Annotated in this window: 14 protein-coding genes; all 14 read left to right on the top strand. The window is 41.1% G+C overall.

The window, feature by feature from the left end; genetic code table 11:
• Positions 1-65: 65 nt before the first annotated feature.
• The 14 genes from LQ188_RS16355 (at position 66) to miaB (ending at position 16,377) form a co-directional block, all read left to right on the top strand.
• On the top strand, positions 66-323 hold the full coding sequence (locus tag LQ188_RS16355) for a DUF3243 domain-containing protein (RefSeq protein WP_101224701.1): 258 nt from the start codon (positions 66-68) through the stop codon (positions 321-323).
• A 241-nt stretch (positions 324-564) separates the two neighbouring features.
• On the top strand, positions 565-1,356 hold the full coding sequence (locus LQ188_RS16350) for a DUF3388 domain-containing protein (RefSeq protein ID WP_034313530.1): 792 nt from the start codon (positions 565-567) through the stop codon (positions 1,354-1,356).
• A gap of 8 nt (positions 1,357-1,364) precedes the next feature.
• Positions 1,365-2,270 carry a RodZ domain-containing protein gene (locus LQ188_RS16345; RefSeq protein WP_230177467.1) on the top strand — a complete coding sequence of 302 codons (906 nt, stop codon included), beginning with the start codon at positions 1,365-1,367 and terminating at the stop codon, positions 2,268-2,270.
• A 164-nt stretch (positions 2,271-2,434) separates the two neighbouring features.
• Entirely contained in the window at positions 2,435-3,019 is a 585-nt protein-coding gene (gene pgsA / locus LQ188_RS16340) for a CDP-diacylglycerol--glycerol-3-phosphate 3-phosphatidyltransferase (protein WP_034313524.1), read from the top strand.
• 23 nt (positions 3,020-3,042) lie between these two features.
• Entirely contained in the window at positions 3,043-4,275 is a 1,233-nt protein-coding gene (locus LQ188_RS16335) for a competence/damage-inducible protein A (protein WP_101224703.1), read from the top strand.
• Positions 4,276-4,623: 348 nt separating this feature from the next.
• A complete protein-coding gene (recA, locus tag LQ188_RS16330) occupies positions 4,624-5,670 on the top strand; it encodes a recombinase RecA (RefSeq protein WP_101224704.1) in 1,047 nt (348 codons plus the stop codon).
• A gap of 342 nt (positions 5,671-6,012) precedes the next feature.
• A complete protein-coding gene (gene rny, locus LQ188_RS16325) occupies positions 6,013-7,572 on the top strand; it encodes a ribonuclease Y (RefSeq protein ID WP_063231807.1) in 1,560 nt (519 codons plus the stop codon).
• 152 nt (positions 7,573-7,724) lie between these two features.
• Positions 7,725-8,522, top strand: a complete 798-nt coding sequence (locus tag LQ188_RS16320; RefSeq protein WP_101224705.1) for a TIGR00282 family metallophosphoesterase — start codon at positions 7,725-7,727, stop codon at positions 8,520-8,522.
• Between the two features lie 174 nt (positions 8,523-8,696).
• The gene (gene spoVS / locus LQ188_RS16315) at positions 8,697-8,957 is read left to right on the top strand and encodes a stage V sporulation protein SpoVS (protein ID WP_029281188.1); all 261 of its coding nucleotides are present in this window, start codon (positions 8,697-8,699) and stop codon (positions 8,955-8,957) included.
• 166 nt (positions 8,958-9,123) lie between these two features.
• A complete protein-coding gene (locus tag LQ188_RS16310) occupies positions 9,124-10,026 on the top strand; it encodes a dipeptidase (protein WP_230177686.1) in 903 nt (300 codons plus the stop codon).
• Positions 10,027-10,242: 216 nt separating this feature from the next.
• A complete protein-coding gene (locus LQ188_RS16305) occupies positions 10,243-12,000 on the top strand; it encodes a 2-oxoacid:acceptor oxidoreductase subunit alpha (RefSeq protein ID WP_101224707.1) in 1,758 nt (585 codons plus the stop codon).
• Positions 11,987-12,853 (top strand): 2-oxoacid:ferredoxin oxidoreductase subunit beta, encoded by an 867-nt coding sequence (locus LQ188_RS16300; RefSeq protein ID WP_057278380.1) that lies wholly within the window; start codon positions 11,987-11,989, stop codon positions 12,851-12,853. Before LQ188_RS16305 ends, LQ188_RS16300 begins: the two co-directional genes overlap by 14 nt.
• Positions 12,854-13,447: 594 nt before the next feature.
• Positions 13,448-14,488 (top strand): L-threonine 3-dehydrogenase, encoded by a 1,041-nt coding sequence (gene tdh, locus LQ188_RS16295; RefSeq protein WP_230177684.1) that lies wholly within the window; start codon positions 13,448-13,450, stop codon positions 14,486-14,488.
• Between the two features lie 344 nt (positions 14,489-14,832).
• Positions 14,833-16,377, top strand: a complete 1,545-nt coding sequence (gene miaB / locus LQ188_RS16290; RefSeq protein ID WP_101224708.1) for a tRNA (N6-isopentenyl adenosine(37)-C2)-methylthiotransferase MiaB — start codon at positions 14,833-14,835, stop codon at positions 16,375-16,377.
• Position 16,378: the final 1 nt, after the last annotated feature.

The raw sequence follows: 16,378 nt of genomic DNA, 5'->3' as shown, positions 1-16,378 counted from the left end.
GTATAATTTTCTCGGTTCCTTCACAAAATATCTATGTACTATTTTGAAGGAAAGGGTGACCATTCATGTCTGTACTGGACAATTGGGATCAATGGAAAAACTTTTTAGGCGACAGATTACATCAAGGTGAACAACAAGGCTTGTCAGAAGGCGCTGTTAACAACTTGGCTTTCGAAATCGGTGATTACCTGGCTAATCAGGTTGAGCCCCAGAATGATCAAGAGAAAGTGCTTGCTGATCTTTGGTCAGTTGCAAGCGATCAAGAAAAACACGCTATGGCAAGTGTCATGGTCAAGTTAGTCGAGAACAATGGAACGAAGTAAAATATCCCTCCAAAAGGCCCTGTTATTAAATAACAGGGCCTTTTGGATTTAAGTGGATGATTATTTATCCTCTTATATAAAAATGAATATTTTTCTAGGGTTTTTCCTTTTAACTTATCAAGAAATGCTATATTATAGAAGCTAGACAATTAATATAAAGTGTTCAGACCTTGAAATTTACGATGGATAAGTTTTTTGCCCCTGAGTAGGGTAAAAGCTTTTAGGCTTAAGGAGTGTTATCGTGGATAATAAAGAATGGTATTTTGAATATGAAATCCAAGTCAACCGTCCTGGTTTATTAGGGGATATTTCATCCCTTCTGGGGATGCTTTCCATTAATATCATCACCATTAACGGGGTCGATGAAGGCAGGCGTGGTTTACTTTTGTTGGCGAAAGACAGCCGTAATATAGAAAGATTCGAGTCAATTCTCCGTACGATGGATACGATAAAGGTCATTAAGCTGAGGGAACCTAAATTGCGTGATCGCCTCGCAGTCAGGCATGGACGTTATATTCAGCGCGATGCCGATGAGAAAAACACCTTTAGGTTTGTCCGTGATGAACTGGGCTTGCTTGTCGATTTCCTGGCCGAGCTGTTTAAACAGGAAGGGCATAAATTGATCGGGATACGAGGGATGCCTCGTGTCGGGAAAACTGAATCCATCGTAGCCTCGAGTGTATGTGCTAATAAGAGATGGTTGTTTGTGTCATCGACCCTTTTAAAGCAGACTATCCGCAGTCAGCTTATTGAGGATGAATATAATAATGATAATTTGTTCATTTTAGATGGAATTGTTTCCACTCGCCGTGCAAATGAGCGTCATTGGCAGTTGATTCGCGAAATAATGAGGCTTGATGCTGTCAAAGTAATCGAACATCCGGATGTTTTTGTCCAAAATACAGAGTATACCCTCGAAGACTTTGATTATATTATTGAATTGCGAAACAATCCTGAAGAAGAAATAACATATGAAGTTGTTGACCAAAAAGACCAGTTTTCAGGGTCCGATTTTGGTTCCTTTGACTTTTAAAATGGCAGGTGTTTTATTTGACTGAGTTAGGTAATCGATTAAAGGAAGCTAGGGAAGCCAAAGGCCTTAGCTTAGAAGATTTGCAGGAATTAACGAAGATCCAAAAGCGTTACCTTATAGGCATTGAAGAGGGAAATTACAGTATGATGCCTGGAAAGTTCTATGTACGGGCATTCATAAAGCAATATTGTGAAGCGGTCGGACTGGACTCAGAAGAGATTTTCGAACAATATAAAAGTGAAGTGCCATCAGTCTATAGCGAGGAATTGCCAGAACAGCTTTCAAGGGTCCAATCCCGGAAAACTATACCGGCAGGAGATTCAAAGGTTGTTGAAATGTTACCGAAGATCCTGGCTGTCGTTTTAGTAATTGGTGCGGCCGTTTTGATATGGGTACTGGTATCGAATTATATGAGTAACCCTGATAATGATGATAAAAAGAACGCTAAAGAGAATGAAGCTGTGGGCTACAATAAAAGTGATGGGTTTAACGAAGAAAAAGAGAATGCAGACAAAAAACAGGAAGAAAAATCTGAGTCATCTGATGAGAAGAATGAAGATGATGCAGTTGTCAAAGATGAAGAGAAAGAGCAAAAACTTGCCGTCACAAGTTCCAGCGGTAAAAATAGTACGTATGAATTAAAAAATACCGATACCTTTAAATTAAAGGTGACCTCAAAAGGCTCGCCATGGGTCGGCATAAAAAATGGTGAAGGTAAATTACTATTCCAGGGCACTATCGACAAGGACAAAAGCCAGGAAATTGATTTCACCAATGAAAAAGAAGCTGTCATCAATATAGGCAGAGCATATGAAACTGAGATTTATGTGAATGATGAGAAGCTGGAGTATTCCATTTCACCGACTGAAGTGAATACGCAATTGGTTACGATACAATTTACGAAAGCCGAATAGTCATCTTATAGATGACTATTTTTGCTCTATTTAATGGTATGGCGACGGGGAAATGGATTACCCGGCATATAAGATTGGATTTTGAGTTAAATTATACATAAAAGCGTATTTTAGATCTAAGACGCAGGCCCGAATGGCAGGCGTAAATTTTGGAGGTAAAAGTTTTGAATCTGCCTAATAAGATTACAGTAGCAAGAATCTGTTTAATACCAGTATTTTTAATCATCATGCTCGTTCCTTTTTCATGGGGGACGCTGACTTGGGGAGAATACAGTTTGCCAGTGGCGCACTTAGCTGGAGCCATCCTCTTTATTATCGCTTCCACTACGGATTGGATCGATGGCCATTTTGCCAGAAAATATAATATGATTACTGATTTAGGGAAATTTTTAGATCCACTGGCTGATAAGCTTCTGGTTTCGGCTGCCTTAATCGTTTTGGTTGATCTAGATTTAATGTACGGTCAATCATGGATCGCCATCGTGATCATAAGTCGCGAGTTTGCAGTCACCGGATTGCGTTTGGTGCTAGCGGGTACAGGGGAAGTGGTTGCAGCGAACCAGCTTGGTAAAATAAAAACATGGGCACAAATTGTTTCTATTTCGGCTTTATTGCTGCATAACCTCCCATTTGCCCTAATTTCACTTCCATTTGCCAATATCGCATTGTGGATTGCATTAATCTTTACAATCTGGTCAGGCTTGGATTATTTTATAAAAAACAAAGAAGTATTTGTTAATTCAAAGTAAAAACGAATGGTGGTTTTGAAAAGATGGATGCAGAAATCATTGCAGTGGGCTCAGAGCTTCTTTTAGGACAAATCAATAACACTAATGGAAGGTTCTTATCGCAGCAGTTTGCGGAAATGGGGATCAACGTTTTTTACCATACTGTGGTCGGGGATAACGATCGCCGTTTACAACAAGCTATAGAAATCGCTGAATCTAGGGCGAACTTGATTGTCTTTACCGGTGGACTCGGTCCTACCAAAGATGATTTAACGAAAGAAACGATTGCTCGCCATATAGGGAAAAAGCTCGTTTTTAATGATGAAGCTTTGCATTCCATTGAAGCTTACTTCCAAAAACGGGAACGGCCGATGACGGAAAACAACAAAAAACAGGCCCTTGTCTTAGAAGGCAGTGAAGTGTTGGCAAACGATCATGGCATGGCACCGGGAATGGTCTTGTCCAAATCTGGGATTACATATATGCTTCTTCCTGGTCCGCCAAGTGAAATGGAGCCGATGTTTTTAAGTTATGGTTATGAAAAGATCATGAATAAATTGGAAAAGCATGAACGGATCGATTCCAAGGTTCTTCGGTTCTACGGTATAGGTGAAGCCGAACTGGAAACGGTGATTGAAGATCTTCTTGTCAATCAAACGAATCCGACAATTGCTCCGCTGGCAGCCGAAGGGGAAGTGACGTTAAGGATCACCGCTAAAGACTCTTCTAAAGAAAAATGCGAAGAGCTTATTTTAGAAGCGGAAAAAGAAATTCTTAGCAGGGTCGGTAAGTTCCACTATGGAAGTGATAATACTTCACTAATAAAGGAACTTGTAAAAGAATTAACGGTCCGCAAGCTTTCAATTGCGGCAGCTGAAAGCTTGACCGGTGGGATGTTCCAAGAACAGCTGACAACCATACCTGGCGCCGGTAAAGTCTTCAAAGGCGGAATTGTCTGCTATACGAATGATGCGAAGTCGAACGTCCTTGGCGTCAGCGATGATACCATATCTGAGCATGGGGTGGTCAGCGGTGAGTGTGCAATGGAAATGGCCTCTAATGTCCGGAGCAAGCTCGATGCGGATGTAGGCATAAGCTTCACGGGTGTTGCAGGTCCGGATGAACAAGAAGGCAAGCCTGTAGGCACAGTATTCATTGGCATTTCCTATCGGGATGGAAACACTCATTTCAAGGAGTTGAATCTTTCCGGAAGCAGGGCGCAAAACCGGATTCGGAGTGTGAAGTACGGCTGTCATTACCTATTAAGGGATTTATAAGCGCTAAAAGCAGAGCTATTTACAGCTCTGCTTTTTATTTGGTTTTAGAAGTTTGTTTCTTGAAAAATAGGGAAAAAAAGAAAAAAGTTAATTCAATGAAAATGGTTTTTTTACGGAGAAAGTGAAAGGAAATGGAGATTTCCTTAAGATAAAACGCTTTTTTACAGAGAATACCCCGAAAGAAAAAAACGAATGAATGTTCGACTTTTTGCTTGGCAAAATTGTAAAAAGAGTATATAGTAAAGATAGGTTTTGAGACAGGATGCAAACCTTGATCTCGAATAATTGCTAACGTAAGTACACCTTTAATCGGACAGCCGATTATTTGAATATAGAGGAGGAAATTGAGTGAGTGATCGTCAAGCGGCTTTAGATATGGCATTAAAACAAATTGAAAAACAATTTGGTAAAGGTTCTATTATGAAACTTGGGGAACAGTCTGATCGTAGGATTTCAACGATTTCAAGCGGTTCTTTAGCATTGGACGTAGCATTGGGAGTGGGCGGATATCCAAGAGGCCGGGTCATTGAGATATATGGACCTGAAAGCTCCGGTAAAACGACTGTTGCATTACATGCTATTGCAGAAGTACAAAAGACTGGCGGCACGGCTGCATTCATTGATGCAGAGCATGCTTTAGATCCAGCATATTCAGAAAAACTTGGTGTGAATATAGATGATTTACTGCTTTCACAGCCTGATACGGGTGAACAGGCCTTGGAGATCGCTGAAGCATTAGTTCGAAGTGGAGCTGTAGATATCATTGTCATTGATTCGGTGGCAGCACTTGTTCCTAAAGCTGAAATCGAAGGAGAAATGGGAGATTCCCATATGGGTCTTCAAGCGCGGATGATGTCCCAGGCGCTTAGAAAACTGTCTGGTGCCATTAATAAATCAAATACCATTGCCATTTTCATTAACCAAGTCCGTGAAAAAATCGGTGTTATGTTTGGGAATCCAGAAACGACTCCAGGAGGCCGGGCATTGAAGTTCTATTCAACTGTTCGTCTGGAAGTGCGCCGTGCGGAACAATTAAAACAGGGTAATGAAATCGTCGGTAATAAAACGAAAATCAAAGTTGTAAAAAACAAGGTTGCTCCACCATTCCGTCAAGCGGAAGTTGACATCATGTATGGTCAAGGGATTTCCCAGGAAGGTGAAATCATCGATATGGGTGCAGATCTTGATATCGTCCTTAAAAGCGGCTCGTGGTATTCATACAATGAAGAGCGTGTCGGACAAGGCCGCGAAAATGCGAAGCTGTTCTTGAAAGAAAATCAGGATATCGCTCAGGAAATTTCTCAGAAAATCAGAGATCACTATAATCTCGATGGAGAGCATGAATTACCGCCAGAAGAAAATGAACCAGAAGAGCATTTTGAATTGCTTGATTAATGGTATTTGGAAAAGGCCTAAGCTTGTTCGCTTAGGCCTTTTCTATATATTTTGAGAAAAGTGTGAAATTTTCAGCGAAATAAATGGCATTGAAATAACTTTTCCATAAAGAATGCTGTACATTATGATGGTTGATATTGAGAAAACTTGAATAATCATTGATACATAAGGGACAAACGCTTGACAATAAAAATTCTCAACTATACAATTAATATGTATATTTTACAATTTTTCAAACTAAAATTTTGAAAATTAAGTGCTGTATATTGAATTTATGTGCAATGTACTTGCCGACAGTTCAACATTTTATGTAAAAAGTTCATAGCAAGGGGAGGTGAAACGATGGAACCCATGACAATCATCTTCACTTTGCTTGGCCTAATCGTCGGTGCAGTTGTTGGTTATTTTATTCACAAATCAAAATTTGAGAGTAAAATAGCAGGGGCAAAGGGCTCTGCTGAACACATCCTTGAGGATGCAAAACGTGAAGCGGAAGCACTTAAGAAAGAAGCCTTGTTGGAAGCAAAAGATGAAATTCATAAAGTTCGTGCCGATTCGGATCGGGAAGCCCGTGAAAGAAGGAACGAATTACAAAAACAAGAAAATCGGTTATTGCAAAGAGAAGAGAATCTGGACCGCAAGGATGAAACGTTAGACAAACGTGAAAGCCTTTTGGAGAAAAAAGAAGATTCTCTAAACCAAAGACAACAGCATATTGAAGAGATGGAAAGCAAAGTGGACGAGACGGTTCGTAAGCAGCAAACAGAGCTTGAACGTGTTTCCGGTTTAACTCGTGAAGAAGCTAAAGCAATCATTATAGACCGAATGGAAAACGAGCTTGCTCACGATGTAGCGCTTATGATTAAAGAAAGTGATACCCGTGCCAAAGAAGAAGCTGATAAAAAAGCAAAAGAAGTTCTTTCTCTTGCCATTCAGCGTTGTGCGGCTGATCATGTTGCAGAAACCACCGTTTCTGTAGTAAATCTTCCAAACGATGAAATGAAAGGGCGGATAATCGGACGTGAAGGACGAAATATCCGGACGTTAGAAACGCTAACAGGTATTGACCTTATTATCGATGATACTCCTGAAGCTGTCATTTTATCTGGATTCGATCCAATTAGACGGGAAACGGCACGCTTGGCTCTTGAGAAACTTGTTCAGGACGGAAGGATCCATCCGGCCCGCATTGAAGAAATGGTTGACAAAGCAAGACGTGAGGTAGATGAACATATTCGTGAAATTGGTGAACAAACGACTTTTGAAGTTGGAGTTCACGGTCTCCATCCAGATCTCATCAAAATTTTAGGACGTTTGAAGTTCCGTACTAGTTATGGGCAAAACGTACTTAAACATTCAATTGAAGTGGCCCAGCTTTCAGGTTTACTGGCCGCTGAGCTTGGAGAGGATGAAGTTCTTGCCCGCCGTGCAGGTTTACTGCATGATATTGGGAAAGCGATTGATCATGAAGTGGAAGGCAGTCACGTTGAAATTGGCGTTGAATTAGCAACCAAATATAAAGAGCATCCAACTGTCATTAACAGCATCGCTTCACATCATGGCGATACTGAACCAACTTCCATCATTTCAGTGCTTGTGGCTGCCGCTGATGCATTATCAGCTGCAAGACCGGGAGCTAGAAGTGAAACGCTTGAAAATTACATTAGAAGACTTGAAAAACTTGAGGAAATTTCCGAATCCTATGATGGAGTGGAAAAATCATTTGCGATTCAAGCCGGACGAGAAGTGCGGATTCTAGTGAAACCAGAACAAATTGATGATCTTTCGGCCCATCGACTCGCACGTGATATCCGGAAAAGGATTGAAGAAGAGCTCGATTACCCTGGTCATATAAAAGTCACGGTCATCCGTGAAACAAGAGCAGTCGAATACGCTAAATAATCGTTAATGAAAAACGAAGTGGTGCAAACCACTTCGTTTTTTCTTTTTCGGATATTAATCGTTAAGCGTAATTCCTATAATTACCCCAAATTATGTTACAATACATACTTGAATAATTCATATAATTAGGTGAATCTAGAAAGGGTTTTACAATGAAATTGCTATTTATTGGAGATGTGGTGGGGTCTCCTGGTCGTGACATGATCCAAGAATACCTTCCTAAGTTAAAAGAAAAGTATCGTCCGCACATCACGGTCATCAATGGCGAGAATGCAGCAAGTGGCCGGGGGATTACAGAAAAGATTTACCGCAGTTTTTTAGAGTGGGGAGCACAGGCGGTGACCATGGGAAACCATACATGGGATAATCGTGATATCTTCAATTTTATTGATGAAGCGAAATATCTCGTCCGTCCAGCGAACTTTCCAGACGGGGCACCTGGAGAAGGAATGAAATTTTTAAAATTGAACCAGTATGAAATAGCGGTCATCAATTTGCAAGCGAGAACATTCATGCCGGATTTGGATTGTCCGTTCAAAAAAGCTGAAGAACTCGTGGCGGAGGCTCAAAAAAAGACACCAATCATCTTTGTCGATTTTCATGGAGAAGCTACAAGTGAGAAGCAGGCTATGGGGTGGTTCCTGGATGGGAAGGTTACAGCCGTTGTCGGTACACACACACACGTCCAGACAGCAGATAACCGTATATTGCCTGGAGGCACCGCTTACATATCAGATGTAGGCATGACAGGACCATATGATGGCATCCTTGGTATGGGAAGAGATGCAGTCATTCATCGGTTCCTAACTAGCCTTCCTGCTCGTTTTGAAGTGCCAAAAGAGGGGCGGACCCTATTAAGTGGGATACTCCTTGAAATTGATGATAAAACTGGCAAGGCTAAAAAAATAGAAAGGATACTGATTAACGAAGATCACCCCTTTTATCATTGATTGGAACGGATGGACAGTCAAACTGGCCATCCTTTTTTCCATTCATTAATAAATGGTGGACAATCCCGGTTTTCTTTGTCATACAAGTTTTACTTGATGAATATAGTAGCAGTGGAAAGTGTTATAACTATTGAGCCAAGTTAGAATCGGCAGGGAAAACAAGGAGGACTAGGAATGGAAATATTAAAAGTTTCAGCAAAATCTAATCCTAATTCTGTAGCAGGCGCACTAGCGGGAGTGCTCAGGGAAAGAGGAGCAGCCGAAATTCAAGCAATCGGTGCAGGTGCGTTAAATCAAGCCGTCAAGGCAGTAGCAATCGCAAGAGGGTTTGTCGCACCTAGTGGAGTTGACTTGATTTGTATTCCTGCCTTTACAGATATACTTATTGATGGCGAAGAACGAACGGCAATAAAACTAATCATTGAACCAAGATAACTCCATGTTTGGATGCCCTGTTTGTCGGAAGGCGAGCAGGCTCTTTTTTGTCGTGAAATCCAAATGACGAAAAATCCATATCCCTTTATAATGGAATATAGAATCATTAAAAGACACAGGAAGGGGGATTACATTGACAATTTTTGATGCCCATTGTGATGTACTGATGAAGATGTTCATCGATCCGGATATTTCATTTGCAAATAGTGATAAATTACATATAACAAAGCGGGGATTATTGGATGAAGGGGGAAAGGTCCAATGTTTTGCAATATATATTCCTGAAAAAGTCCACCCTGATATGAGATTTCAAGCGGCTTTGGCGATGGTGGATATTTTTCATGAAAAGATTTTATCAGAGCCGGAAATGAAATTTATAAAGACCAAGGCAGACATCGAATCTTTAAAAGAAAAGGAAATAGGTGCAATGCTTACTTTGGAGGGGTGTGATTGCATCGGGAATGATTTGTTGAAACTGAAAACCCTCATTCATCTTGGCGTGTCCTCCGTAGGCCTAACTTGGAATTACGCCAACTTGGTAGCGGATGGGGCATTAGAAACAAGAGGGGGCGGCTTGACGGGGTTTGGAACCGAGGTGGTCGCGCAATTGAATGAGAAGTCGATTTGGTGCGATTTATCCCATTTATCCGAAGCGGGATTTTGGGACACCTTAAATTTGGCTAAATTCCCAATTGCCTCCCATTCGAATGCTTATCATCTTTGTCCGCATCCGCGAAATTTAAAAGACGGGCAGATAAAAGCCCTTTTACAGAAAAATGGGGTGATCGGCGTAACCTTTGTCCCACAATTTCTGGCAAATGGTGAATCGGCTACGATAAAGGATATCCTGAAACATATTGAGCATATATGCAGTTTGGGAGGGGAAAGACAAATTGGATTAGGGTCTGACTTCGATGGAATCGATCATATGGTAGAAAATTTATTGTCATATAATGATTATCATAACTTAATAAATGAACTGAACAGGCTTTATTCCAGTGAGATTGTAAAAGGTCTCCTTTTTGATAATTTCACTCGTAATTTTCCGCTTGGAAAGGAAATATCTTAAGTGATTTTCAATTCTTACTATAAAGATATGAATAAATATTCTGAAAATATAAAAAATAAAAGCAAAAAGGTTGCAATTTGATGATTTAACCGATAGAATTGAAAGCGTTTAGTACACCTTTCCTAAATTAGAACGATAATTTTACATAGTTGAATGTTCTGAAGAGAGGTGCGGTTAAATGCATTTATATACGAACGTCCTAAAGGAGTGTAAGACATGATCAATCAACTTTCATGGAAAGTTGGCGGACAACAAGGTGAAGGTATTGAAAGTACAGGAGAAATATTCTGTATTGCCCTCAATCGCTTAGGTTATTACTTGTATGGCTACCGTCATTTCTCATCCCGAATCAAGGGTGGACACACGAATAACAAAATTCGTGTAAGTACTACGGAAACTCGTGCTATCTCTGATGATTTAGACATCTTAGTTGCTTTTGACCAAGAAACAATTGACGTCAATTATAAAGAATTACATGAGGGTGGCATCATAATTGCAGATGCAAAATTCAAACCTGTCTGCCCAGAAGATACAAAGGCAGAATTATATATTGTTCCCTTTACGGAAATAGCAGCCGAATTAGGAACATCATTAATGAAAAATATGGTCGCCATCGGTGCGACATGTGCTGTCCTAGGCATGGAAATTTCCGTATTCAACGATGTGGTTGATGAAATATTCGGCCGTAAGGGTGAAGAAATCGTCAAAAAGAATATGGATGCCATTACTGCTGGCTATAAGGCAATGGAAGTGTTGCTTGGAGAAAAACTGGGCGCAATGGAGCTGGAAAAGGCAGACGGCCAAAAACGCATGTTCATGATTGGAAACGATGCTATCGCTTTAGGAGCAGTTGCAGGCGGTTGCCGCTTTATGGCAGCTTACCCGATTACTCCTGCCTCGGAAATTATGGAATACTTAATTAAAAAACTTCCTCAATTTGGAGGAACGGTCATCCAGACTGAAGATGAAATCGCGGCGGCAACAATGGCAATCGGTGCAAACTATGGCGGTGTACGTGCCATCACAGCTTCAGCTGGACCTGGACTTTCCTTGAAAATGGAAGCGATTGGTTTAGCGGGCATTACCGAAACGCCAATTGTCATCGTCGATACTCAACGTGGCGGTCCATCTACGGGTCTTCCTACAAAACAGGAGCAATCCGATTTAATGGCCATGATTTATGGTACACATGGTGAAATACCTAAAATCGTCATGGCTCCGAGTACTGTTGAGGAAGCTTTTTATGATACGGCGGAAGCATTCAACCTTGCAGAGGAATATCAATGTCCAGTTATCGTTCTATCCGACTTACAGCTATCATTAGGTAAACAAACGGTTCAGCCGCTTGATTACGGCAAAGTGGAGATAAGACGCGGGAAATTGGTGGACTTTGAAATTGAAGAGGCTGAAGACAAATCTTACTTCAAGCGTTATGAAGTAACGGAAGACGGAGTCTCACCGCGTGTAGTGCCTGGTATGAAAAATGGGATTCACCATGTTACTGGTGTAGAACATGATGAAACGGGCAGACCTTCCGAGACGGCTTTGAATCGTAAATTGCAAATGGATAAACGGATGCGTAAGCTGAATAATTTAACTAACACATTCCAAACACCAGTATACAAAAACACACCGCATGAAGAAGCGGATTTATTAATTCTTGGCTTTAACTCAACACGCGGGACGATTGATGAAGCGATCGGCCGGTTAGAAACGGATGGAATGAAAGTGAATCATGCGCAAATCCGTTTGATTCATCCTTTCCCAGCTGATGAAGTCCTATCATTGGTGCAAAGTGCTAAGAAAGTAGTAGTTATTGAAAATAATGCGACTGGACAATTGGCTAATATCATCAAGATGAATGTCGGACATGTTAATAAAATTAAAAGCATCCTAAAATATGATGGCAACCCATTCCTCCCGCATGAAATTCACACACAATGCAAGGAGATGTTCGAATATGGCAACGTTTAAAGAGTTTCGGAATGATGTAAAACCTAACTGGTGTCCTGGCTGTGGAGATTTCTCCGTTCAGGCTGCCATGCAGCGTGCGGCAGCCAATGTAGGATTGGAGCCGGAAAATTTGGCCGTTGTTTCCGGTATCGGCTGTTCAGGTCGTATATCCGGTTACATCAAGTCCTATGGTTTCCATGGTATCCATGGCCGCTCACTGCCAATTGCCCAAGGAGTAAAAATGGCCAACCGTGAATTGACCGTTATAGCTTCAGGCGGTGACGGAGATGGTTTTGCAATCGGGATGGGTCACACCATCCATGCGATCCGCCGTAATATCGACATTACGTATATTGTTATGGATAACCAAATTTATGGATTGACAAAAGGCCAGACTTCTCCTAGATCCGCTGCTGGATTCAAAACGAAATCCACTCCAGAAGGATCAATAGAACAGGCTGTTTCGCCTATGGAATTAGCATTGTCAGCTGGCGCTACGTTTGTCGCCCAAAGCTTTTCCACTGACTTGAAAGACCTGACGGCGATCATTGAAGCAGGGATAAACCATAAAGGGTTCTCCTTTATCAATGTTTTCTCTCCTTGTGTAACATATAATAAAATCAATACGTATGATTGGTTTAAACAAAACTTAACTAAATTGAACACGATTGAAGGCTATGATTCATCAAATAAAGAACAGGCCATGCAGACTTTGATGCAGCATGACAGCCTTGTAACAGGGATCATTTATCAAGACTCTTCACGCCCTTCGTACCAGGAATTAGTGCCAGGGTATGCTGAAAAAGCGTTAAATAAATCAGATCTGACACTGGATCAAGCGCACTTTGATAAGCTTGTTGCTGAATTTATGTAAAAAGTTAAAAGGTTCACCCCTAAAGATGGGGTGAACCTTTTTTTGTGATTAATTGGAAAGCTCAAGTGGAGAGAATCACTATACTCTCTAAATTAGCTTACCACCAACCGTTATTGAATCCACAGCCGAAGAAATTGCAACGATTCCTTCTACGACAACAATTGTGATGGCGGTCCCGATCACGGTCCCGATCACGGTCCCGATCGCGGTCCCGATCGCGGTCGCGCCTATTACAGCCCCTCACAGCACGACAAAAATCGTCTGCGATTCTATCGTTATCTCTGTCCCGATCTCTGTCCCGATCTCTGTCCCGATCGCGGTCCCGATCATGATGATCGTGATTATTGCATCCACATGACATATAAGTCACTCCTTCATAATTTTGTCTTACAAGATATCTTATTCGAGAGCGGACAAGATGCTATAGAAACATGACCCATTTAACAAAAATGTACGAATGCCCTAAAAATCATCATTATTAATGTGAAAAGGTCGGTACAAAAGCGATTATGGTATTTTTTTATTTAGTTTTTCATATCTTTACATATTAAGGAAGATAAAAGTAGCAGCCCTAGTTCAGGGGGAGTGTACATGTTGAGAGGGAAAATGAAAGCCGTTGTCAAACACCACCGAGGTTATGGGGCTCAATTACAAAATGTCGATATTCCGGATATCCGTGATGACGAAGTATTGATTCGAGTGAAGATGACCTCGATATGTGGAACGGATATTCATATTTTCACCTGGGATGAATGGTCGCAAGGAAGAGTGAATCCACCATACGTATTTGGGCACGAATTTGCTGGGGAAGTAATGGAGATAGGAGCAAGTGTAAGCAATGTTTCGGTTGGTGATTGCGTATCTGCAGAAACACATATAGTTTGCGGCACTTGCAGGCAGTGCTTAACCGGGCAATTCCATATTTGTAAAAAAACAAACATTATCGGTGTCGATAAACAAGGATGCTTTGCAGAGTATATAGCTCTGCCCGCCAAAAATTTATGGAAAAATCCAAGTGATATGCCACTTGATATGGCTACCATACAAGAACCGATGGGCAATGCGGTCCATTCCGTGCTAGCTGGCGAGGTGCTGGGTAAAACGGTGGCAATAATCGGCTGTGGTCCAATCGGGCTGATGGCGATTGCTGTAGCAAAGGCCGCAGGTGCTGATAAAGTAATCGCTCTTGATATTAATGATTATCGACTTCAGCTGGCCAAAAAGATGGGTGCGACAGACCTCATTCATTCAATTAAACAGGATCCATTGAAAATCACGAAAAGCCTCACAAATGCCGATGGGGTGGATGTCGTTTGCGAAATGAGCGGTAATCCCGCTGCTATCCAACAAGGGTTTAAGATGGCGACAAATGGTGGTAGAATATCAATTTTAAGTCTGCCTTCAAAGCCCGTCACCCTTAATATAACGGAGGATATAGTATTCAAGGGCCTTACTGTCCAAGGAATAACAGGAAGGAAGATGTTTTCAACCTGGCAACAGGTTTCAAGCCTGCTTGAAAGTGGCAAGGTTGATGTAAAACCAATGATTACCCACCGTTTTCCACTAAGCGATTTTGAAAAGGGATTTGAACTGATGATCAAAGGTCAATGTGGTAAGGTACTCCTGATACCTTAAACATCATCTTAAAAAGTGAAATTACAATGTCAGCAATTGAAAAATTTTGAAGGGGAAGGCGTCATCCACAAAATGATAAGAAGAGGCTAAGACGAAATTAGCCTCTTCTTTCCTGTTCTTATTTTCCGAATTTGTGAAAAATTTCTTACAATTCAAGAAGCCATGACAGAATGATTGTTTCTTGCTGTTAAAAGCTTTATACTATAATAATGTGGATATATCACACTTAAAAACAAATATTTACTGGTAATTCCTAAAAAGGAATCCGTATAAAACCATTAGAAGATAGGTCTTGAAATAGTTGGTGAAAGAAATAAACTAACTATTTTGAAAGGAGATTAACTATGAACGAGAAACAACGATTAGAATCACAACAAGTACAGGCTGAGAATCCAGCGGACAAAAAATCCGAAAAGGACTTCAGTAAATACTTTCAAGCCGTTTATATTCCGCCTTCCTTAAAAGATGCGAAAAAGCGAGGAAAAGAAGAAGTAGAATATCATGATGACTTTGCCATTCCTGAAGGTTTCCGTGGAATGGGAGAAGGTAAAAAGTTTTACATTCGTACTTATGGCTGTCAAATGAACGAACATGATACAGAAGTCATGGCGGGCATCTTTATGGCACTTGGTTATCGGCCGACAGACACCGTGGATGATGCTAACGTCATTTTACTTAACACTTGTGCGATTCGGGAAGGCGCAGAGAATAAAGTGTTCGGTGAATTGGGGCATTTAAAATCATTGAAATTGGAAAAGCCGGATCTATTGCTTGGGGTTTGCGGTTGTATGTCACAAGAGGAGTCAGTTGTAAAGCGGATCCTAGAGAAGCACCATTTTGTAGATATGATTTTCGGAACGCATAACATCCACCGCCTGCCGCAAATTCTTAATGAAGCTTATCTTTCCAAGGAAATGGTCATTGAGGTTTGGTCTAAAGAAGGTGATGTAATCGAGAACCTTCCGAAAGTGCGTAAAGGAAAAACGAAGGCATGGGTCAATATCATGTATGGCTGCGATAAGTTTTGTACATACTGCATCGTACCGTACACAAGAGGAAAAGAAAGAAGCCGCAGGCCTGGAGATATTATACAGGAGGTCCGTCATTTAGCTGCACAGGGTTACAAGGAAATAACTCTGCTTGGACAGAATGTGAATGCTTATGGTAAAGATTTTACGGATATCGAATACCGTTTCGGTGATTTGATGGATGAAATCCGCAAAATCGATATTCCGCGTATTCGTTTTACGACAAGTCATCCCCGTGATTTCGATGATCACTTGATTGAAGTATTGGCTAAGGGCGGTAATCTCGTTGACCATATTCATCTTCCAGTTCAATCGGGTAGTACGGACACACTTAAAATCATGGCCCGTAAATATACACGTGAACAATATTTAGAGCTAGTAAAAAAAATCAAGGAAGCTATCCCAAGTGTATCGCTAACCACTGACATCATTGTAGGTTATCCGAATGAAACGGAAGAGCACTTTGAAGAAACGATGTCCTTATACCGTGAAGTTGGTTTCGATGCAGCATATACTTACATCTATTCACCACGTGAGGGAACACCGGCTGCGAAAATGCAGGATAATGTACCGATGGAAGTGAAAAAGGAACGTCTGCAACGCTTGAACGCCCTTGTCAATGAAACGTGTGCATTGAAAATGAAGGAGTATGATGGGCAGATTGTTGAAGTGCTCGTTGAAGGCGAAAGCAAGAAGAATGCGGAAGTATTAGCAGGTTATACAACGAAAAATAAGCTCGTGAACTTCAAAGGACCAAAATCCGCTATTGGCCAAATCGTAAAAGTGAAAATCACCGGAACGAAAACATGGTCACTGAATGGGGATATGGTTGAAGAAGCAACGGCGATTGAGGTGGAGTAAT

This window comes from Peribacillus sp. Bi134 (assembly GCF_918698065.1).
Lineage (GTDB): Bacteria > Bacillota > Bacilli > Bacillales > DSM-1321 > Peribacillus.
This window is presented reverse-complemented; position numbering and strand designations above follow the sequence as displayed.